The sequence below is a fragment of the Micromonospora saelicesensis genome (assembly GCF_900091575.1).
Taxonomy (GTDB): domain Bacteria; phylum Actinomycetota; class Actinomycetes; order Mycobacteriales; family Micromonosporaceae; genus Micromonospora; species Micromonospora saelicesensis.
The window spans coordinates 527,639-546,462 of sequence record NZ_FMCR01000001.1; the positions used below are offsets into that span (position 1 = coordinate 527,639).

Here is an 18,824-nt window from a genome sequence, read left to right on the forward strand (position 1 = left end):
AGAACGTGAGCAGACTCCCAAACCTGAGCCGGCGCACCTCAGCCGCGCTCTTCGCATCGGTCCTGGCGGCGAGTGCCGTGACCGCCATGGGTGGTGCCGCCACCGCGGCCGCCGCTCCAACGACCACAGCGGACACTTCCCCGGCCACCGCCGCCGAGACGCTGGGCGCGCACGACGCCAAACTGCTCAGCGAGGCCCGCGCCAAGAAGGCTCCGACCGTCACGTTGATCGTCGCCACCGAGAAGGGTGAGGCAGGGGACGTCGCCGACAGCCTCACCAAGCTCGGCGGCACCGTCAGCCAGCGGCAGGACCGGGTCGGCTTCGTGCTGGCCAAGGTCCCGACCGACCGGGTCCTCAAGGCGGCCCGCCTGCCCGGCGTCTCGGCGGTCGACCTGGACGAGGTCATCCAACTGCCGGACCCGGCCCCGGAACAGACCCCCACCGGCACCGCCGGCGCGCGGCAGGCCACCGTGGAGGCGCCGGGCGCGGCCACCCCGGCCGACAACCCGTACATGCCGACGAACGAGACCGGCGCTGTGGCGTTCACCGCGGCCCACCCGGAGTGGGACGGCCGGGGCGTCACGATCGGCATCATGGACTCCGGTGTGGACCTGGCCCACCCGGCGTTGCAGCAGACCACCACCGGCGAGCGAAAGATCGTCGACTGGGTCACCGCGACCGACCCGCTGGAGGACGGCTCGTGGCGGCGGATGCAGGCCGAGGTCGCCGGCCCGTCGTTCACCATCGACGGCCTCGGCACCTGGACGGCGCCGGCCGGCACGTACCGGTTCAACCTGTTCAGCGAGTCGGTCACCACCGCGAGCGACGCCCGGGGTGACGTCAACCGCGACGGCGACACCACCGACACCTGGGGTGTGCTCTTCGACCCGGCCACCAACAACATCCGGGTGGACGCCAACCAGAACCGCAACTTCACCGACGACCCGATCATGCGGCCGTACAAGGAGAAGTACGACATCGGCTACTTCGGCACCGACAACCCGGCCACGCCGGTCGCCGAGCGGCAGCCCTTCGTCGTCGAGTTCCGCAAGAACGTGAACACCACGCCGATCGGACTGCCGGGCACCTACGACTACGTCAACATCGGCATTGTCGAGAGCACCCACGGCACCCATGTCGCCGGCATCACCGCCGCCAACGACATGCTCGGCAACGGGGCCTTCGACGGTGCCGCGCCCGGCGCCAAGCTGGTCTCCGCCCGCGCCTGCTCCTGGGGCGGCGGCTGCAGCGCAGCGGCCCTCACCACCGGCATGATCGACCTGGTGGCCAACCGTGGCGTCGACATCGTCAACATGTCGATCGGTGGCCTTCCGGGCCTGAACGACGGCAACAACGCGCGGACGAACCTCTACAACGAACTGATCGAGACGTACGGCGTGCAGTTGGTCATCTCGGCCGGCAACTCCGGCCCGGGTCTCAACACCGTCGGCGACCCGTCGGTGGCCAGCAACGTGATCAGCGTTGCCGCCAACATCAGCAAGGACACCTGGCTGGCCAACTACGGCTCGGTCGTCAAGAAGAAGAACGCACTGTTCAACTTCTCCTCCCGTGGCCCGCGCGAGGACGGCGGCTTCAAGCCGAACATCGCCGCCCCCGGCTCGGCCATCTCCACCGCACCGACCTGGCAGCTCGGCGCCCCGGTCCCCGAGGCCGGATACGCGCTGCCCCCGGGCTACGCGATGCTCAACGGCACCTCGATGGCGTCTCCGCAGACCGCCGGCGCCGGCGCGTTGCTGCTGTCGGCCGCCAAGGCCACCGACCGGGGCGTCAGCCCGGCGGCACTGCGGCGGGCGCTGTTCACCTCCGCCAAGCCGATCGCGGACGTGCCGACGTACGCGCAGGGCTACGGCATGGTCAACGTTCCGGGCGCCTGGCAGCTGCTGCGCCAGGGCGTCGAAACCCGCTCGTACGTCTCCGACGCGCCGGTCTGCAGCCCGCTGGCGGAGCAGCTGACCATCTGGAACGGTGTGAAGTTCGTGCCGAACCCTGGTCGGGGCACCGGCGTCTACAACCGCTGCACCTCGTCCGAGGGCGGCCACAAGGTCGGCCAGAGCAAGACGTACCCGGTCAAGCTCACCCGCACCAGCGGCCCGGCCGGCACCATCAAGCACAACATCACGCTCCAGGGCAACGACGGCACCTTCAAGGCACCGAAGACCGTCGCGTTGCCGCTCAACAAGGCCGTCACCATCAGCGTCACCGCCAAGCCGGCCACCGAGGGTGCGCACGGCGCGATCGTGCGGATCGACGACCCGGCCACCAACGTTGTCGACTTCGAGGTGTCCACAGTGGTAGTGGCCTCGAACGACGTGAAGAAGCCCAACTTCTCGTACGCCAACGAGGGCTCGGTCGACCGCAACGGCTTCACGTCGTACTTCGTCACGGTGCCCGAGGGTGCCAAGGCCCTCCAGGTGAACCTCTCCGGGATCGCGACCGGTTCGCAGACCCGGTTCATCGCGATCAACCCGCTGGGTGTGCCGGTGGAGGCAACCACCAGCACCGTCTGCTACACCAACTTCTCCGACGTCAACGTCTGCAAGCCGCAGGAGCGTGACTACCAGAACCCGCTTCCCGGGGTCTGGGAGATCGAGGTGGAGTCGCGGCGCACGTCCCCGGCGCTGAACAACCCGTTCAAGCTCCAGGCGCGGGTGCAGGGCCTGACGGTCGAGCCGGCGCTGGTCGAGCTGCCCAGTGTCGAGGCCGGCGAGCCGACCCCGGTGAGCTGGAAGGTCACCAACGCCTTCGGTCCGGTCTCGGTCAGCGGCCGCAGTGGCGCGCTGACCGGTGTGCGGACCGAGCGTCCGACCATCACCGAGGGCGGTCCCAACCAGGAGTGGACCGTCGAGATCCCGGCGGGTACGTCGACGTTCACCGCCCGGATCGGCAACCCCGCCAACGCGGGAGCCGACCTCGACCTGTTCGTCTACCGGGGTACCACCGAGGTCGGCCGGGCCGCGGACGGCGACTCGGAGGAGGCGGTCACGCTGACCAACCCGGCCGCCGGCACCTACCGCGTCGTGGTGGAGCCGTACGGGGTTGACGGGCCGGGGACCAGCACCGCCTACGACTACTACGACGCGTTCGCGTCCGCGTCGCTGGGCACGATCACCGCCCCGGCCGCCGCGGTGCCGCTGATGCACGGCGAATCGGCCACCATCACCGGCACGGTGACCGCGGTGGCCGTTCCGGCCGACGGGCGTCAGCTCTCCGGTGAACTGGCGATCGTCACCAGCGAGGGTGCGGTCGTGGGTCGCGGCAACGTGTCCATCGGTGCCGTGAACTGATCCGCTCGTAACACCGCAGGAGCCCGTCCCCACGTTCGGGGGCGGGCTCCCGTGTGTCAGGGGTGAGTGGTCAGGATCGGTGGGCGGCCGTGACGACGAACGGGGTGCCCTGCTGGCAGGTGGTCATCATGCCGGGCTCCACCCGGCCGGTGACCTCGACCCGTACGCCCGGCATCAGCACGTCACGAGGGCCGCCGAGCAGCAGGTAACCGTCGAGCAGTACGCACCCGGGCTCCACGCCGCCCTGCAAAGTGCCGCTCAGGGTGGTGGCCCCGACGCCCGGCGGTGTGCTCGGGCCGCCCGGCTTCGGGGTCTTCACCCCGGGCGGCACGGTCGGGGTGCCGGTCGCCGGCGAGGGCGTCGGGTCGGGCGTGGGCTGGCTGGTCACCGGCTGGGCTCCCGTCGGTGTCGGGGTGGGTGTGCCGCCCCCGACGCCCTGGCCGCCGCAGGCGCTCAGCGCCACGCAGACGGCCAGCGCGGGGACGGCGAGCCGAAGAGTCCTCATGCCGAATCTGACGTACGCCGACCCGAGTTCGTTCCCGCGCTTCAGCCGCGCGCCGCGGCGGCCTTCATGTCCCGCCTCAGCTCCTGCGGAAGCGAGAACGTGAGCCGCTCGTTGGCGGTGGTGATCTCCTCGACGTCGGCGAAGCCGCGGGCGGCGAGGTGGACCAGCACCTCCTGGACCAGGTCGTCCGGGACGCTCGCGCCCGAGGTCAGGCCGACCGTGGTGGCCCCCTCCAGCCAGGCGTCGTCGATCTCGTGCGCGAAGTCGACCAGGTGACCGGCGCGGGCGCCGGCGTCCAGGGCGACCTCGACCAGGCGGACCGAGTTGGAGGAGTTCGTCGAGCCGACCACGATCACCACGTCACAGTCTGCGGCGATCTCCTTGACCACGTGCTGCCGATTGGAGGTGGCGTAGCAGATGTCGTCGCTGGGTGGGGACTGCAACAGCGGCAGCCGCTGCTTGAGGCGGGCCACCGTCTCCAGCGTCTCGTCGACAGAGAGCGTGGTCTGGGAGAGCCACACCACCTTCTCCGGATCACGTACGGTGATCTTGTCGGCGCCGTCCGGGCCGTCCACCAGCTGGATGTGCGCGGGGGCCTCACCGGCGGTGCCGATGACCTCTTCGTGCCCCTCGTGGCCGATGAGCAGGATGTCGTAGTCCTCGGCCGCGAAGCGCCGCGCCTCGTGGTGCACCTTGGTGACCAGCGGACAGGTCGCGTCGATCGCCTTGAGCGACCGCGCCTTGGCCTGCTCGTGGACCTCCGGCGCCACACCGTGCGCGGAGAAGACGACGGTGGCGCCCTCCGGCACCTCCTCGTTCTCCTCCACGAAGATGGCGCCCTGGGCCTCCAGGGTCTGCACCACGTGCTTGTTGTGCACGATCTGCTTGCGCACGTAGATCGGGGCGCCGTAGAGCTTCAGCGCCTCCTCCACGGTCTGCACCGCGCGGTCGACACCCGCGCAGTAGCCGCGGGGCTTGGCCAGGAGCACGCGCTTGCCGGTCCGGTGAGTCGCCTGAGCCTCAGTCACCACCCCATCGTACGTGCCACCCTCCCACCCGGCACCGGCCCGCAACCCACCCCAACCCCCACCCCCTGCCCTCGGTGATCAAGAGGTTTGCGTCAGAAACGCGCCCAGCGCCGACGCAAACCTCTTGATCACCGGGGAGGTCCGTAGGGTGGGCGGGTGAGCGAGGGCGGGCGGGTGAGAAGCGGCGGAAGCGGCGGGGGCGGCGGCGGGGCGAGCAGCGCTGAGGAGCCTTGGCCGGTACGGGTGGTCAGCCAGAAGGTGGGGGCCTGGATCGCCAAGCTGGGCTGGGTGTGGGTGGACGGGCAGGTCGCGCAGATCAGCCGCCGCCCCGGGGCCAGCACGGTCTTCCTCACCCTGCGTGACCCGTCGGCCGACCTGAGCCTGACCGTCACCACAAACCGGGACGTCCTGGACTCCGGCGCGCCGGAGCTACGCGAGGGCGCACGTGTGGTGCTGCACGCCAAGCCCGAGTTCTACGCCGCCCGGGGCACGCTGAGCCTGCGGGCCGACGAGATTCGCCAGGTAGGGCTCGGGGAGTTGCTGGCCCGACTGGAGAAGCTCAAGAAGCTGCTCGCCGCCGAAGGGCTGTTCGACCGCGCCCGCAAGCGTCGACTGCCGTTCCTGCCCGGCCGGATCGGGCTCATCACCGGTCGCGCGTCGGCGGCGGAGCGGGACGTGCTGACAAATGCCCGGCGCCGCTGGCCAGCGGTGGAGTTCCGGACGGTCAACGTGGCCGTGCAGGGCCCGTCCGCGGTGCCGCAGATCGTCGACGCGCTCAAGGTGCTGGACGCCGACCCGAGCATCGACGTGATCATCATCGCCCGGGGTGGCGGCGGCATCGAGGACCTGCTGCCCTTCTCCGACGAGGCGCTCTGCCGCGCGGTGTTCGGCTGTCGTACGCCGGTGGTCAGCGCGATCGGCCACGAGACGGACGCGCCCTTGATCGACTACGTCGCCGATGTCCGTGCCTCCACCCCGACCGACGCGGCGAAGCGGGTCGTCCCCGACCTCACCGAGGAGGTACGCCTCATCGGTCAGGCCCGGCACCGCCTCGAACGGGCGGTACGCAACCTGGTCGACCGGGAGACGCACCGGCTCGACGGGCTGCGTTCCCGGCCGGTGCTGGCCCGCCCGCAGGTGATGGTGGAGCATCGGGCCACCGAGCTGGCCGCGTTGCGCCAACGGGCCGGCCGCTGCCTGGATCACCGACTCACCGCCGCCGACGGTGATCTGCGGCACACCCTCGCGCGACTACGCGCGCTCTCCCCCGCCGCCACCCTCGACCGGGGGTACGCGATCGTGCAGCGCGCGGACGGCCACGTGGTCCGCGCGGCGGCAGAGGTCGGCAAGGGCGACCCGCTGCGGGTACGGCTGGCCGACGGCGAGCTGGCCGCCACGGTCGATGGCTGAGTGGCGACGCGGCGCGGTGGGGAGTGGTGTGCTGAGATGAACGCGATGACTGACGACACGAAGGCCGGGCCGGACGAGCGGCTCAGTTACGAGCAGGCCCGCGCCGAGCTGGCCTCGGTGGTGGAACGGCTGGAGGCAGGCGGCACGTCCCTGGAGGAGTCGCTGGCACTCTGGGAGCGCGGCGAGGCGCTGGCGGTGATCTGTCAACGCTGGCTGGATGGTGCGCGGGCGCGGATCGACGCCGCCCGGCAGGAGCCCGCTTCCTGACCGACCGCCGGTGGGGCGGCCGGAGCCGCCCCACCTCGGTACGTCAGTTGAACAGGCTGTACAGCTCGGCCGGCGCCTCGACGACCTGGTCCGCCGGCGGCTTCTGAGCGGCGGTGGCGGCACCGTAGTCGGAGTAGGTCATCTTGACCTCCTGGGCGGCGGTCTGCCCGGCGGCCGGCAACTGCAGCACCAGCTCGCTGAGCCGGCCCTGCGGGTCCACCTTCGCGGTGAACGGGACGGTCTTCGCCTGGGTGCCCAGCGCGGCGATCGTGGCCGCGTTCAACGAGCCCGCCTCGGCGGCCTTGGTGACGTCGATGGTGCCGGCGTACGCGCCGGTGCCGGTGCTGCGGACCTCGGTGATGCCCTGGGTGAGCACCGCGCTACCGGCCGGGTCGACCTTCTCGAAGTCGAAGCCGAGGTTGCGGTTGCCCTTGATCCGGTTCTGGTCCAGGTGCTGGTACTTGCCGAGGTTGAGCTGCTTGATGGCGGGCAGGCTGTCGGCGGTGGGGCCGGTCAGCTCCAGCTTGACCCAGCTGTCCGGCTTGAAGTGGATCACGTCGAGCTTCATCGCCAGGTCGGCCGAGGGACCACCGATCGCGATCTTCATCGCCGCGCTCTGGCTCGGCTGGTGCACCAGCCCCTCCGCCGTCGAGCCGGCGCCGGCCAGGGTGAACCGGAAGTTCCCGTTGCTGATCTCCTTGGTGGAGTCGAGCAGGGCCTGCTTGGCGTCACCCGCCACCGGGGCACCGGACGGGCTCGCCGTGCCGGAGGCGCTCACCGTCGGGGACGGCGTCGATCCGGCGGTGCCGGTTCCGCTGGCGCAGGCGGCCAGTGCGGGCGTGATCAGAGCGGCGGCTACCAGGCCGGCGCCGAGTCGTCGAACAGTCATACGTGTCTCCCAAGGGGGTCACCCGACGACCTGGACGGCGCCGGAAACTCCGGCGACGCAGCAGCACCGTCGGCTGCGTCGCGCGACCCGGGCCGAGCAGCGCGCCCGGATCACACCCTCCTTGTTCCCTGTCGACGGGCCGGACAATCACCCTTCGGGCCTGTTGCCCAGATTCGGCGCCCGCGGGGCCACCCCACCGGGGTCCGGTCAGCGCAGCGAGCCGGCCAGTTCGCGGAGTTCGTTGTCCCGGGCGTCGCCGACGACGATCACCGTGCGGGTCGGCTCCAGCAGGACCAGCGCCTGCTGGTTTCCCCGGGCCGTGTAGAGCTGCCAGGTGCGCCCGGCCAGCTCGGTGGGGCCCTGCGGCTGGCCCTGACTGGTCAGCTCGGCGGGGAGCAGACGGTCCGCCGGGACGCTGCTCTGCAGCAGTTGGACGCCCCGCCCCTCCGGTGTCAGGTAGCCGAGTCGCAGGTTCGCACCGTCCTCGACGGTCTGATAGCGGGCGCTGACCATCTTCCAGTCGCCGCCGAGCCCCTGCGGCTGGCTCACCGGAAAGACGTTCGCCGAACGGGCCTGCTCGATGGCGGGCGCCGGATCGACTGTGGTGGCCTGGTCGCCGCCGAGGAATCCCCGGTAGAACGCCAGCAGCAGCGCGATCGGGACGAGCAGGACCAGCAGCGAGATCGCCATGTCCTTCGGCGACCGCTCGGACTTGCCGGACACCGCCGGCGGCGGTGGGGTCGGGTCGGTCGCGGCGGGCTCACCACCGCGGCCGGCGGGGACGTCGGCCGGCGGCTGACCGTCGGGCGGCGTGCGGTCGGCGGGTACGCGGTCGGCTGGCTGTGCGGGTTCCACCCCCTTATCTTCGCAGCCGCCCGACCGGCGGTATCCGGGCCATCACCGCCCCGCGCCGACGCCCGGTCGGCCATCGTGTGAGGATCAGCGACAAAGCCGTCAGTGGGGGCCTCCCCGCCGCCGGTCGTTCCCCGCACCGTCGCGAGGAGGAGTAGCCGTCATGACGAACACCAGGACGCGGATCCCACAGGATCTCGACCGAAACCTTGCCCTCGACCTGGTCCGGGTCACCGAGGCCGCGGCGATGGCCGCCGGCCGGTGGGTCGGTCGAGGCGACAAGGAGGGCGGCGACGGAGCCGCGGTCGACGCGATGCGCAAGCTGATCAACTCGATCCAGATGCGCGGTGTGGTGGTGATCGGCGAGGGCGAGAAGGACAACGCCCCGATGCTCTTCAACGGCGAACACGTCGGCGACGGCACGGGCCCGGAGGTGGACGTCGCCGTCGACCCGGTGGACGGCACCACCCTGATGAGCAAGGGCATGCCGAACGCGGTGGCGGTGCTGGCCGTCTCCGAGCGCGGTGCGATGTTCGACCCCAGCGCCGTGTTCTACATGGAGAAGCTCGCCGTCGGGCCGGCGTACGCCGACGTGATCGACATCAACGCCGGTGTGGCGGAGAACCTGCGCCGGATCGCCAAGGTCAAGGGCACCGACGTCTCCGAGGTCACCGTCTGCGTGCTGGACCGGAGCCGTCACGACGACCTGGTCGCACAGATCCGCCGGACCGGGGCGGGGATCCGGTTCATCTCCGACGGCGACATCGCGGGCTCCATCGCGGCGGCCCGGGGCGAGTCGGACGTCGACGTCCTGATGGGCATCGGCGGCACCCCGGAGGGCATCATCTCCGCGTGCGCGCTGAAGTGCATGGGCGGCGCGATGCAGGCCAAGCTGTGGCCGCGCGACGAGCAGGAACGGGAGAAGGCGATCGCCGCCGGGCACGACCTGGACCGGGTGCTGGGCACCGACGATCTGGTCACCGGCGACAACTGCTTCTTCGTGGCGACCGGGGTCACCTCGGGCGACCTCCTGCGCGGGGTGCGTTACCGGGCGGGCGGCGCGTACACCCAGTCGATCGTCATGCGCTCGAAGAGCGGCACCATCCGGGTGATCGACTCGTACCACCGGCTGGAGAAGCTGGCGCTCTACTCCGCTGTCGACTTCGATGGTCGTCCGCTGGCCGAGCAGGAGTGACAGCCACCGACACGGCGACCCCGCAGACCCTGTCGGCCGCCCGCCGGATCACCGGCGTCGCGCTGGCGTCGGCCTCCGGGGTCGCGGTGGCGGTGCAGTCGCGCATCAACGGCGAGCTGGGGGTACGCCTCGACGACGGTTTCGCCGCCGCTGTCGTCTCGTTCGGCGTCGGTCTGCTGGTGCTGCTGGTGCTGGTGCCCGCGACCCCCGGTGGTCGGCGAGGGCTGGCCGCGACGCGGCGGGCGCTGCGGACCGGCACACTGCGGCCCTGGCAGTGCCTCGGCGGGATGTGCGGAGCCTTCCTGGTGGCCACCCAGGGCCTCACCATCGGCACGTTGGGCGTGGCGGTCTTCACCGTGGCGGTGGTCGCCGGCCAGACCGGCAGCAGCCTCGCCGTGGACCGGGCCGGGATCGGGCCGACCGGCCGGCAGCCGGTCACCCGGCAGCGGCTGGCCGGCGCGGTTCTCACAGTGCTGGCGGTCGGCCTGGCGGTCGGCGACCGTCTTGGCGACCCGGGCGCGCTGGCGCTGGCCCTGCTACCGCTGCTCGCCGGGGTGGGTATCGCCTGGCAGCAGGCCGTCAACGGCCGGGTCCGAGCGGCGGCCGACAGTGCGTTGACCGCCACGCTTGTCAACTTCGCCGTCGGCACTGTCACCCTGCTCGTCGCGTTCGCGATCGACATCGCCGTACGCGGCTGGCCGGGCGGCCACCTGCCGACCGAGCCGTGGCTCTACCTGGGCGGCCCGATCGGCATCGTGTTCATCGCGATCGCCGCCGCGATCGTCCGCTTCACCGGCGTTCTGCTGCTCGGCCTGGCCACCATCGCCGGGCAGATCGTGGGCGCCGTCCTGCTGGACCTGATCCTCCCCACGGCGGCCTCGCACCCGGGTGTGAACACTCTGCTCGGGGCAGCGCTGACCATGGTGGCGGTGCTGATCGCCGCGCTGGCGCCACCCGCTCGCCGCTGACCAGCCACCTGCCGAGGGTCCAGCCGCACGCCGGAGAGCCAGCCGCACGCCGGAGGTTCACTGCGGCGACGATTGCGACGGGTACGGCGGATCAGGCACCGTCGGTGGGCGCGCAGGGTAGGGCGCAGGCGGATAGGGCCCGTGCGGCGGATAGGGCGCATAGGGCGGGCGCGGCGGGTACCGGCGCTCGAACGCACGGGCCGGGTCGACCAGCCGCGCGATCCGGGTGGCCAGCAGCACGCCCGGCACCGTGGCCAGCAGGGCGAGCGCCACCGCGAACCGGGTCCGCGACGGGGTGCCGTACAGCCAACCGACGAGCGGCAGCCCGGCCAGGAGCGCGGTGCACAGGAGCCCGGTGAGCACCAACCTGATCCAGCGCCGCAGAGCGCCCTGGTAGGAGGCTCGAACGATCATGGCCACCGCGATGAGGACGCCCACCGCCAGCACGAACGACACGGCCAGGAACGTCAGGGTGTCGTCGTCGCGCTCCCACACCGCAGCCAACACGATCCCCGCGACCAGCATCGACGCACTGGCGGCGATCCCCCACCAGCGCGGACCTCCGCCACGGCGGATCGCGAGATGACCGGCGAACGCAGCGACCGCGCAGCCGAGAGTCAGCGCCAGCGCGACGGCGAGCAACAGGTCCGTCTCGCGGTCGGCGGGTCCGCCGCCGCCCAGTCGGGGCGGTTCGCCCCAGGACGTGCGGATCCGCCCCTCCTCGAAGAGGAACCCGTCGCGCTGCCACCCACCGTCAGGCAGGCGGCGCAGAAACCCGTCCCGGCCGTTGGCGACAAGCACCTCGTGACCACCCCCGGCGTGGGGATAGACGATCAGATCGCGGGACGCGAAGTGGCGCTGGACATCGCCCGGGTTCGGCGACCGGCGGGCCAACTCCTCGCGCTGCCCGTCGGGCACCTCCCAGGCCACCCGCCAGGTCGCACCGGCGTCGTCACTCTCCTCGACCCGTAGGTGCCCGGTGACGACCCGGTAGCAGCGCCGGAGCTCGTCCGCAGCGCACGCCTGCTGCTGCCCGACCTCCTGGCCGGACAGTCGCCGCTGCTCGTCCTCCGTGACCGGCCGCCAGGTGGTCGCGCCGTCCTCGCTGACCGCCCACTGCCCGCCCAACGGACTGGTCGGCCAGTCCGATGAGCTGTAGCCGCTGCCGACCGAGATCGCCGGGTGGCCGTCGAGCGTCGCGGTGCTCACCGCGTACGGATAGTGGATCGCGCTTGTCGCGGCCACCGCCAACACCGCCGGTGGCAGCACCACCAGCAGCCGGACCAGCCGGGCGGTCCGTTGACGCACCGGGCGGCGACGTGACCGCGTCCAACTCCACCAGGCCAGGCCGAGTGCCGGCAGGGTGAGCAGGTCGGTCCAGTCGGCCCGGACCAGCGACGGCCCGGCCAGCACGGTCCAGGTGGAGGAGGCGAGTTCGGCGGCGTACCCGCTGGATTTGACGACGGCGAACCCGGCGCCCACCGAGACCAGGCCGGCCAGCGCGGCGGCCCGGGACGGCAGCCGTGGCACCAGGAGGGTCAGCAGCACCGCGACCAGCGGCGGAGCGAGCACCAGGCCGGCGACGTCGCTCAGCTTGCCGGTCACCAGGCCGGGGAAGGCCGCCTTCAGCACATGGTCGTTGACCAGCAGCAGGACCAGCGCGAACACTGTGGCGGGGTGGCAGAGCCAGGACAGCGTGGTGGGTGCGCCGTCCTGCGGTGTCTCGGAACCCGTCATCCCCTCAGGATCCGGTCGACCCGTCTCGATCCGGACTCAGGTCGGCCTGGGTCCGATACCGACGCTCAGCCGGCGTCGGAGGAGTGCCCCGGGAAGAGGTGTGCGCTCGGGTCGATGGCCACTGCCGCGTTGTTGACCGCCGTCGCCGCCTCACCGAAGCCGGTGGCGATCAGCCGGACCTTGCCCGGGTACTCGGTGATGTCACCCGCCGCGAAGACCCGGGGCAGGTTGGTGGCCATCGCGCTGTCGACCAGGATGTGCCGGCGGTCCAGCCGAAGCCCCCACTCGGCGAGCGGGCCCAGGTCGGCCGTGAAGCCGAGGGCGGCCACCACGGTGTCCACCGGCAGCGTCTCGGTCGCGCCGCCGCGCACTGTCACCTCGGCACCGGTCACCGCGCCGTCCCCGAGCAGTCTGGTGACCTCGGCGTTGACCACCACCCGCACCGGCAGGGACAGCACCCGGGCGACCGTCGAGGCGTGGGCCCGGAACTTCTCCCGGCGGTGCACCAGGGTCACCGAGCGGGCCAGCGGTTGCAGCGCCAGCGCCCAGTCGAAGGCGGAGTCGCCGCCACCGACGATCAGCACGTCCCGATCGGTCAGCTCGGTCGGCTCGGTCACGAAGTAGACGATCCCCGAGCCGGGGGCGCCGTCGGCGCACGGCAACGGCCGAGGGCTGAAGCTGCCCAGCCCGCCGGTGACCACGATCGCGCCGCACGCGAGCTGCTCGCCACCGGCCAGGCCGAGCACCGGGCGACCGTCGGCGTACGCGAGCTTCTCCGCCCGGGTGCCGAGCAGGTACTGCGGATTGAACGGGGCCGCCTGGGCCACCAGGTTGGCCACCAGGTCGCGGCCCTTGACCGCGGGGAAACCGGCGACGTCGAGGATCAGCTTCTCCGGGTACATGGCGGTGACCTGACCGCCCGGCTCGGGCAACGCGTCGATCACCGCCACCGACAGCCCCCGGAACCCGGCGTAGTACGCGGCGAAGAGGCCGGCCGGACCGGCCCCGATCACGGCGACATCGACCTCGCGCATGGCGTACCGTCGCTTTCCGCTCACGGATCAACGCGTGCTGATCTCGACCGTAAGCGGGTAGTGGCGGTCGGGCAAGCACGTCCCAGAGGCGCGCCGGAGAATCGCCTCAGGGCAGGCTGAGTGTGGAGCCCGAGTAGTCCGGGCCGCCCACGGCGGGTCGCCGCCGACGGAACAGAATCGCGGCCACCACCCCGCCGAGCAGGCCGAACAGGTGCCCCTGCCAGGAGATCCGCTCGTCGGTGGGGAGGATGCCGACCAGCTGCCAGCCGTAGAGCAGGCCAACCAGGAGGAAGACCGCGAAGTTCCACCAGCTGCGCTCGACGATGCCCCGGGTGAGCAGGATGCCCAGGTAGCCGAAGATGACACCGCTGGCGCCGACCACCACCGAGTTGGGTGAGCCGGTGAACCACACGCCGAGCCCGCTGACCAGGATGATGACCAGGGTCGACCAGAGGAATCGGCGGGCACCGGCGGCGAGGACGAAGGTGCCCAGCAGGATCAGCGGGATGCTGTTGCTGTAGAGGTGGTCGAAGCCGTGGTGCAGGAACGGGGAGAAGAAGACCCCGTCCAGCCCGTCGATGCGCTGCGGGATGATGCCGGCGGTGGCGTCCAGGCCGAACGCGAGCCCCTGGTCGACGGCCTCGATGAGAAAGAGGAACGGGACCACCGCGCACATGGCGACGAACGCCCGGCCGAGCGCGGCGTAGAACGCCTCGGTGCCGAACCGGTAGGGGTCGCCGCTTGACGGGTGCAGGGTCACTCCACAACTGCTATCAGCAAAAGCGGCCGACCGCCACTCACGTCCTGTGCGGAGTACGCGCGAAGGCGGGGCGGTGGAGAGCCACCTGCCCCGCCTTCGACAGCCGTCAGTAGTGCCCGTTGTTCTGGAAGTAGGTCCAGGCACCGCAGGGCGTCTTGTACCTGCCCTTGATGTAGCCCAACCCCCACTTGATCTGCGTGGCCGGGTTGGTCCGCCAGTCGGACGCGACGGAGCCCATCTTGCTGCCCGGCAGAGACTGCGGGATGCCGTACGCACCGGACGAGGAGTTGCTGGCCTTGTGGTTCCAGCCGCTCTCCTTGGTCCAGAGCTTCTCCAGGCAGGGGAACTCGGCGATGCCGAAACCCGAGCTGATCATCAGGGCGCAGCCGGTCTTGCGGTTGCCGCTGTACTCGGCGCAGGACGCCGGGATCGGCCCGTCGTACGGCTTGGCGGCCGCATTGGCAGCGGCGGCGCGCTCGCGCTTGCGGGACGCCGCAGCGGCCTCGGCCCGGCGGGCCCGCTCAGCGGCTTCCTTGGCGGCCTCCTTCGCCCGCAGCTTGGCCTGGTACTCGGCGGCCCGCTGCTTGGAGAACTGCACCTGGTGGGCGGCCTGCCGCTCGCGCTGGTACGCGAGGTCGGCCCGGTCGACCTCGAGACTGACCTGCTCGGTCAGACCCTGTTGCTGGGTTTCCCGGTCTTCGCCCAGGTAGAAGCCACCGGCAACGCCCACGGAGAGCAGCGCTACAGCAGCCGTACGGGCGCCCAACCGGCTCCACAGCCGACTCACGAAGTGGTCCCTTCGTCGGGAGCAAGGACGTGGCGCGGCGCAGACCACAGGTGGGCCGTCAGCCGTGCCACGAGCGCCCCGACCGGTTGCCGGTCGCGCCGACGCACCAACCTTCGCCGATGTCGTCCGTCTCGGGACGAACGATCGCCAACGATTCCGGTGGTGCATGGACGCTCGTGGGACACGATTGCGCACAGTGAGGCTGATGGGAAACCAACCAGGCTGTTTGTGATCTGCGCCACACCGAAAATGCGGACAAAAGCCCGCATAAGACCCGTCAGATCGGGATGTCCTCTAGGAGGTCGGTGACCATCGCGGCGATCGGCGACCGCTCCGAACGGCTGAGGGTGACGTGCGCGAAGAGCGGATGGCCCTTGAGCGCTTCGATGACAGCCGTCACCCCGTCGTGCCGGCCGACCCGCAGATTGTCCCGCTGGGCCACGTCGTGGGTGAGCACCACCCGGGAGCCCTGCCCGATCCGGGACAGCACGGTCAGCAGCACCCCGCGCTCCAGCGACTGGGCCTCGTCCACGATCACGTAGGCGTCGTGCAGGCTGCGCCCGCGGATGTGGGTCAGCGGCAGCACCTCCAGGATGCCCCGCGAGGTGACCTCCTCCAGCACGTTCTCGTGCACCACAGCGCCGAGCGTGTCGAAGACCGCCTGGGCCCACGGCGACATCTTCTCCGACTCCGAGCCCGGCAGGTAGCCCAACTCCTGGCCACCGACGGCGTACAGCGGGCGGAACACGATGACCTTCTTGTGTCGGCGGCGCTCCATCACCGCCTCCAGCCCGGCGCAGAGTGCCAGCGCCGACTTGCCGGTGCCGGCCCGGCCACCCAGCGAGACGATCCCGATCGACTCGTCCAACAGCAGGTCGAGAGCGATCCGCTGCTCGGCCGAGCGGCCGTGCAGCCCGAACGCCTCCCGGTCGCCCCGGACCAGACGCACCGACTTGTCCGGCAGCACCCGACCGAGTGCGGAGCCACGCCCCGAGTGCAGCACCAGACCGGTGTGGCAGGGCAGCCCGGCCGCCTCGTCGAGGTCGAGCGTCTCGCCGGCGTACAGCTGGCCGATCTGCTCCTCGCTCAACTCCATCTCCGACATGCCGGTCCAGGTCGGGTCGCTGGCCTGGCCGTGGCGGTACTCGTCGGCACGCAGACCCACCGAGGCCGCCTTCACCCGCAACGGCATGTCCTTGCTGACCAGGGTCACCTCCCGCCCCTCGGCGGCGAGGTTGAGCGCGACGGAGAGGATCCGGGCGTCATTGCTCTCGGTGCGGAAACCGGGCGGCAGGACGCCGTCGTCGGTGTGGTTGAGCTCCACCCGCAGGGTGCCGCCGACGTCGTTGGCGGGCACCGGCCGGTCGAGTCGGCCGTGCCGTACCCGCAGGTCGTCGAGCATCCGCAGCGACTGCCGGGCGAACCAGCCCAGCTCCGGATGGTGCCGCTTGCCTTCCAGTTCGGTGATGACCACCAGAGGTAGCACCACCTCGTGCTCCGCGAACCGGTGGAACGCCGCCGGATCGGAGAGCAGCACCGACGTGTCCAGGACAAAGGCCTGGCCGGCTGGTCGTGGCTCCTTGGGGTCGGCCGGCGCGGTGACCGCCGAACGGCGGCTCCTGGTGGCTCGGCGGGGCGTGGCAGTCGCGGCCGGGGTCTGGTCGGCACCGGCGATGGTACGGCGAGTCGTCACAGGCCTGCTCCGACGGATGGGCACCCGCCACCCGTGTTCCGCCTCCTCCGGTGCCCGGGGACACGGGGTCGGATGCGGAACCCCATGCGCGAGGTCGCAGATCCGGGCGGACCGGCTGGCTCGGGAGAACCCCGTGCCATGCCTAGACGCTAGCCCCGCCTGACCTTCCCGGCTAGGGGCCGAACGTGGATCTCCCAAGACGCGCTCATGAACAGCACTCCGCCGACGCTCGCACCAGCCGTGGGACCGGCGGCGAACGCGGCGGAACCGGCCGGGATGCATGCCCCCTGCGCGCATCCCGGCCGGTGGGGCCACCGTCACCGGTCTGACGTGACCCCGACGGTGCGTGTCCGCCGCGGACGACGCACCGCGCTCGTGGTGCCGGTCGGCGGGGCAGCCCCGCCGACCGACCTCAACCGGTACGTCGGACGAGCGTGCCGGTCGGGTGCCGCCCGGTGATCGGGGCGGCCGGCGCGCTGAACGACGAGCCGGTGTACGTGGTGCCGGGGCGTTCGACAGCACCGGCGGAACGGACCACGCCAGCGGGCGAGACCGACAGAGCCGAGGCGATCGCCGCCTGGGCGTCCCGACGACGCCGGTTCCAGGCGCCCCGGTCACCGTCGAAGTAGCCCTGTCGGTAACCGAAGCGGTAGCCGATGCGGTAGCTGAGCTGCCCGTGCAGACGGCCGGCCGCGTAACTGGTGGCACCGAGCACCAGGACGAGGAACACCGCGAGAAAAGGGCTCATCGGGCAGCTCCGGCCCAGCCGGGACGCCAGGTCATCGCTCCTCCGGCTCGATCGTGGTGGGGTCGGCGACGAGCAGCCGGTCCAGGTCGTCGGTGCTGACCTCCTCGACCAGCTCGACGCTGATCCGGCAGCCGTCCAGCACGACCTCGGCCACCGAGGAGCGGCGGATCTCCCCGCCGGCGTCGTAGACCCGGACGCTCAGCTCCGGGCAGCCGAGATGGGTACGCCAGGCGTTCCACTCGGCACGATCACCGACGCTCAGCGACAGGTAGCGGCAGCCTCGGGCCAGGTAGAGGCGCCAGGGGGCAGTCAGCCCTGCGGCGACCCCCTCGGCGATCAGCCCGAAGGCCTGGGCGCGGGTGGCGAGCTCGGTCACCACGACCCCCTGGCACCGGGGGCGTGACGCATGTGAGCACCAATCGTCTCATGCACGTGACACACCGTAGATTGTCCCATGGGCGTGACAGTATCAGCTTTTCGTCCGCTTACGTTTGCCACTACGTTCATCTATTCTGCCCGCGTGACACCCCTCAACAGTGGCACTGACTCGTTTACCGGAAATCCGAACCCCTCGTCACGTCCGCGTGACAGTGGCGAGCCGGGGCGCGCACCCGCAGCCGGCTGGCCGTACCGTCACGGAGTGACCGAGACGGCCAATGCGCGGAAGATCGCCTTCGCCACCTTCGTCCGGCGGGCCCTGGACGAGGCACGGGCGACCCGAGCCTGGAGCGGCACCGAGGTGTCCCGGCGCACCGGCGTCTCCCGGCAGACCATCAACCGCTGGGTCCGGGGCGACTGGGCCAGCGATCCGGAGGCCGAGCGGGTGGTCGCCTTCTGCGAGGGCCTGGGGTTGAACCCGGCCGCCGCCTTCGCCGCGCTCGGCTGGGACCGCGCCGCGGCCGGCCCCCGCACCGGCCAGGCCGCCCCTCCGATGGACCCGGACGTGGAGGCGCTGCTGCGCCGTCTGGTCGATCCGCAGGTGTCGGACGCGGAGAAGTTCCACATCCGGGAAACCATCAGATATCTCGCATACCGCCCAACGTTGCCGGTCGATGTCCGAAAAAGGGGCAATCAGGCAGGCTAGTTCCTCAGATAGCGAAAGAACGCCTGGTCAGGTTCATTCGTTTGCCTCCGGGGCTGGAACGGGCACGCTAGCGTCCCTATTCGTACTGCTTGGGCTCGTCATCGGCGGGGGGACGGGACAAGGCCGAACCCAGCCCTGCGGGACAGAAGGAGGGGTCTGTCCATGACCCTGAAGTGGTTGGCAGTCGTGGTCGCAACGGTGTCGGTGACACTGTGGGCGACCGGTAACACGGTGACCCTCGCGGTCGACGGCGGGCAGCTGCCGCTGCTCGTCAATCTCTTTGCGCTCATCACCGCCGGCACTGCGGTCGTCCTGGCCGTCGTCGCCGAGCTGCACGAGCGTCTGAACAACCGAATCAGCGCGCTCACCGAGTTCCTGGTGGCCCGGCTCAACGAGATCGAGAACCACACCGGCGATCGCAACACCGGGTTCGTGGAGGGCTACCTGTTGAGCCACGGCCAGGAGGCGGCAGTGGTGCCGTTCGGCCGGCGCGGACGAGGAGCCGCCGAACGCTGATCGCGTACCGCTCAATGGGCCCGCTCGGCCAGGAATGAGCCTGGAT

General features: G+C 71.2%; 18 protein-coding genes. 7 read left to right on the plus strand and 11 right to left on the minus strand.

The window, feature by feature from the left end:
• Positions 1-5: 5 nt before the first annotated feature.
• Positions 6-3,305 carry a S8 family serine peptidase gene (locus tag GA0070561_RS02480; RefSeq protein WP_091394301.1) on the plus strand — a complete coding sequence of 1,100 codons (3,300 nt, stop codon included), beginning with the start codon at positions 6-8 and terminating at the stop codon, positions 3,303-3,305.
• Between the two features lie 70 nt (positions 3,306-3,375).
• Here the strand turns inward: GA0070561_RS02480 and GA0070561_RS02485 are convergent, their stop codons facing one another.
• Positions 3,376-3,810 (minus strand): hypothetical protein, encoded by a 435-nt coding sequence (locus tag GA0070561_RS02485; RefSeq protein ID WP_091394304.1) that lies wholly within the window; start codon positions 3,808-3,810, stop codon positions 3,376-3,378.
• Between the two features lie 41 nt (positions 3,811-3,851).
• Entirely contained in the window at positions 3,852-4,838 is a 987-nt protein-coding gene (locus GA0070561_RS02490; protein WP_091397205.1) for a 4-hydroxy-3-methylbut-2-enyl diphosphate reductase, read from the minus strand.
• 156 nt (positions 4,839-4,994) lie between these two features.
• Here GA0070561_RS02490 and xseA point away from each other — a divergent pair, with 156 nt between their 5' ends.
• Together xseA and GA0070561_RS02500 are read left to right on the plus strand one after the other, a co-directional pair.
• Positions 4,995-6,248 (plus strand): exodeoxyribonuclease VII large subunit, encoded by a 1,254-nt coding sequence (gene xseA / locus GA0070561_RS02495; RefSeq protein WP_244166033.1) that lies wholly within the window; start codon positions 4,995-4,997, stop codon positions 6,246-6,248.
• 45 nt (positions 6,249-6,293) lie between these two features.
• Positions 6,294-6,515, plus strand: a complete 222-nt coding sequence (locus GA0070561_RS02500) for an exodeoxyribonuclease VII small subunit (protein ID WP_030328827.1) — start codon at positions 6,294-6,296, stop codon at positions 6,513-6,515.
• Positions 6,516-6,558: 43 nt separating this feature from the next.
• Here the strand turns inward: GA0070561_RS02500 and GA0070561_RS02505 are convergent, their stop codons facing one another.
• Positions 6,559-7,404: a hypothetical protein gene (locus GA0070561_RS02505; protein WP_091394308.1), complete on the minus strand. Its 846-nt coding sequence runs from the start codon at positions 7,402-7,404 to the stop codon at positions 6,559-6,561.
• 207 nt (positions 7,405-7,611) lie between these two features.
• Complete coding sequence (locus GA0070561_RS02510) at positions 7,612-8,259, minus strand: DUF4245 domain-containing protein (protein WP_091394310.1); 648 nt, start codon at positions 8,257-8,259, stop codon at positions 7,612-7,614.
• 160 nt (positions 8,260-8,419) lie between these two features.
• Between GA0070561_RS02510 and glpX the strand changes: the two genes are divergently transcribed.
• Positions 8,420-9,451 (plus strand): class II fructose-bisphosphatase, encoded by a 1,032-nt coding sequence (gene glpX, locus GA0070561_RS02515; protein ID WP_091394313.1) that lies wholly within the window; start codon positions 8,420-8,422, stop codon positions 9,449-9,451.
• Positions 9,448-10,419 (plus strand): DMT family transporter, encoded by a 972-nt coding sequence (locus GA0070561_RS02520; protein WP_091394316.1) that lies wholly within the window; start codon positions 9,448-9,450, stop codon positions 10,417-10,419. Before glpX ends, GA0070561_RS02520 begins: the two co-directional genes overlap by 4 nt.
• A 57-nt stretch (positions 10,420-10,476) precedes the next feature.
• Here GA0070561_RS02520 and GA0070561_RS02525 read toward each other — a convergent pair whose 3' ends face one another.
• From GA0070561_RS02525 to GA0070561_RS02555, 7 genes are all read right to left on the minus strand, one after another.
• Positions 10,477-12,156, minus strand: a complete 1,680-nt coding sequence (locus GA0070561_RS02525; protein WP_091394320.1) for a hypothetical protein — start codon at positions 12,154-12,156, stop codon at positions 10,477-10,479.
• A gap of 65 nt (positions 12,157-12,221) precedes the next feature.
• Complete coding sequence (locus GA0070561_RS02530) at positions 12,222-13,190, minus strand: NAD(P)/FAD-dependent oxidoreductase (protein ID WP_091394323.1); 969 nt, start codon at positions 13,188-13,190, stop codon at positions 12,222-12,224.
• A 106-nt stretch (positions 13,191-13,296) separates the two neighbouring features.
• A complete protein-coding gene (locus GA0070561_RS02535; RefSeq protein ID WP_091394326.1) occupies positions 13,297-13,950 on the minus strand; it encodes a rhomboid family intramembrane serine protease in 654 nt (217 codons plus the stop codon).
• A gap of 106 nt (positions 13,951-14,056) precedes the next feature.
• Positions 14,057-14,737 (minus strand): aggregation-promoting factor C-terminal-like domain-containing protein, encoded by a 681-nt coding sequence (locus tag GA0070561_RS02540; protein WP_091394329.1) that lies wholly within the window; start codon positions 14,735-14,737, stop codon positions 14,057-14,059.
• 277 nt (positions 14,738-15,014) lie between these two features.
• Positions 15,015-16,430 carry an RNA 5'-3' helicase PhoH2 gene (locus GA0070561_RS02545; protein WP_091394334.1) on the minus strand — a complete coding sequence of 472 codons (1,416 nt, stop codon included), beginning with the start codon at positions 16,428-16,430 and terminating at the stop codon, positions 15,015-15,017.
• Positions 16,431-16,842: 412 nt separating this feature from the next.
• Positions 16,843-17,178: a hypothetical protein gene (locus tag GA0070561_RS02550; protein ID WP_091394339.1), complete on the minus strand. Its 336-nt coding sequence runs from the start codon at positions 17,176-17,178 to the stop codon at positions 16,843-16,845.
• A gap of 31 nt (positions 17,179-17,209) precedes the next feature.
• Complete coding sequence (locus GA0070561_RS02555; protein WP_030328857.1) at positions 17,210-17,554, minus strand: hypothetical protein; 345 nt, start codon at positions 17,552-17,554, stop codon at positions 17,210-17,212.
• Between the two features lie 264 nt (positions 17,555-17,818).
• Here GA0070561_RS02555 and GA0070561_RS02560 point away from each other — a divergent pair, with 264 nt between their 5' ends.
• Positions 17,819-18,262 (plus strand): XRE family transcriptional regulator, encoded by a 444-nt coding sequence (locus tag GA0070561_RS02560; RefSeq protein WP_091394342.1) that lies wholly within the window; start codon positions 17,819-17,821, stop codon positions 18,260-18,262.
• A gap of 162 nt (positions 18,263-18,424) precedes the next feature.
• Positions 18,425-18,778, plus strand: coding sequence for a hypothetical protein (locus GA0070561_RS02565; RefSeq protein WP_091394345.1), 354 nt, complete (start codon positions 18,425-18,427; stop codon positions 18,776-18,778).
• The last annotated feature ends 46 nt before the right edge of the window (positions 18,779-18,824 follow it).

Bases quoted from the DNA above. Each gene is read 5' to 3' on its own strand.
- glpX (WP_091394313.1), top strand. From the start codon at position 8,420: ATGACGAACACCAGGACGCGGATCCCACAGGATCTCGACCGAAACCTT.
- GA0070561_RS02550 (WP_091394339.1), bottom strand. From the start codon at position 17,178: ATGAGCCCTTTTCTCGCGGTGTTCCTCGTCCTGGTGCTCGGTGCCACC.
- GA0070561_RS02530 (WP_091394323.1), bottom strand. From the start codon at position 13,190: ATGCGCGAGGTCGATGTCGCCGTGATCGGGGCCGGTCCGGCCGGCCTC.
- GA0070561_RS02565 (WP_091394345.1), top strand. From the start codon at position 18,425: ATGACCCTGAAGTGGTTGGCAGTCGTGGTCGCAACGGTGTCGGTGACA.
- GA0070561_RS02500 (WP_030328827.1), top strand. From the start codon at position 6,294: ATGACTGACGACACGAAGGCCGGGCCGGACGAGCGGCTCAGTTACGAG.
- GA0070561_RS02485 (WP_091394304.1), bottom strand. From the start codon at position 3,810: ATGAGGACTCTTCGGCTCGCCGTCCCCGCGCTGGCCGTCTGCGTGGCG.
- GA0070561_RS02525 (WP_091394320.1), bottom strand. From the start codon at position 12,156: ATGACGGGTTCCGAGACACCGCAGGACGGCGCACCCACCACGCTGTCC.
- GA0070561_RS02505 (WP_091394308.1), bottom strand. From the start codon at position 7,404: ATGACTGTTCGACGACTCGGCGCCGGCCTGGTAGCCGCCGCTCTGATC.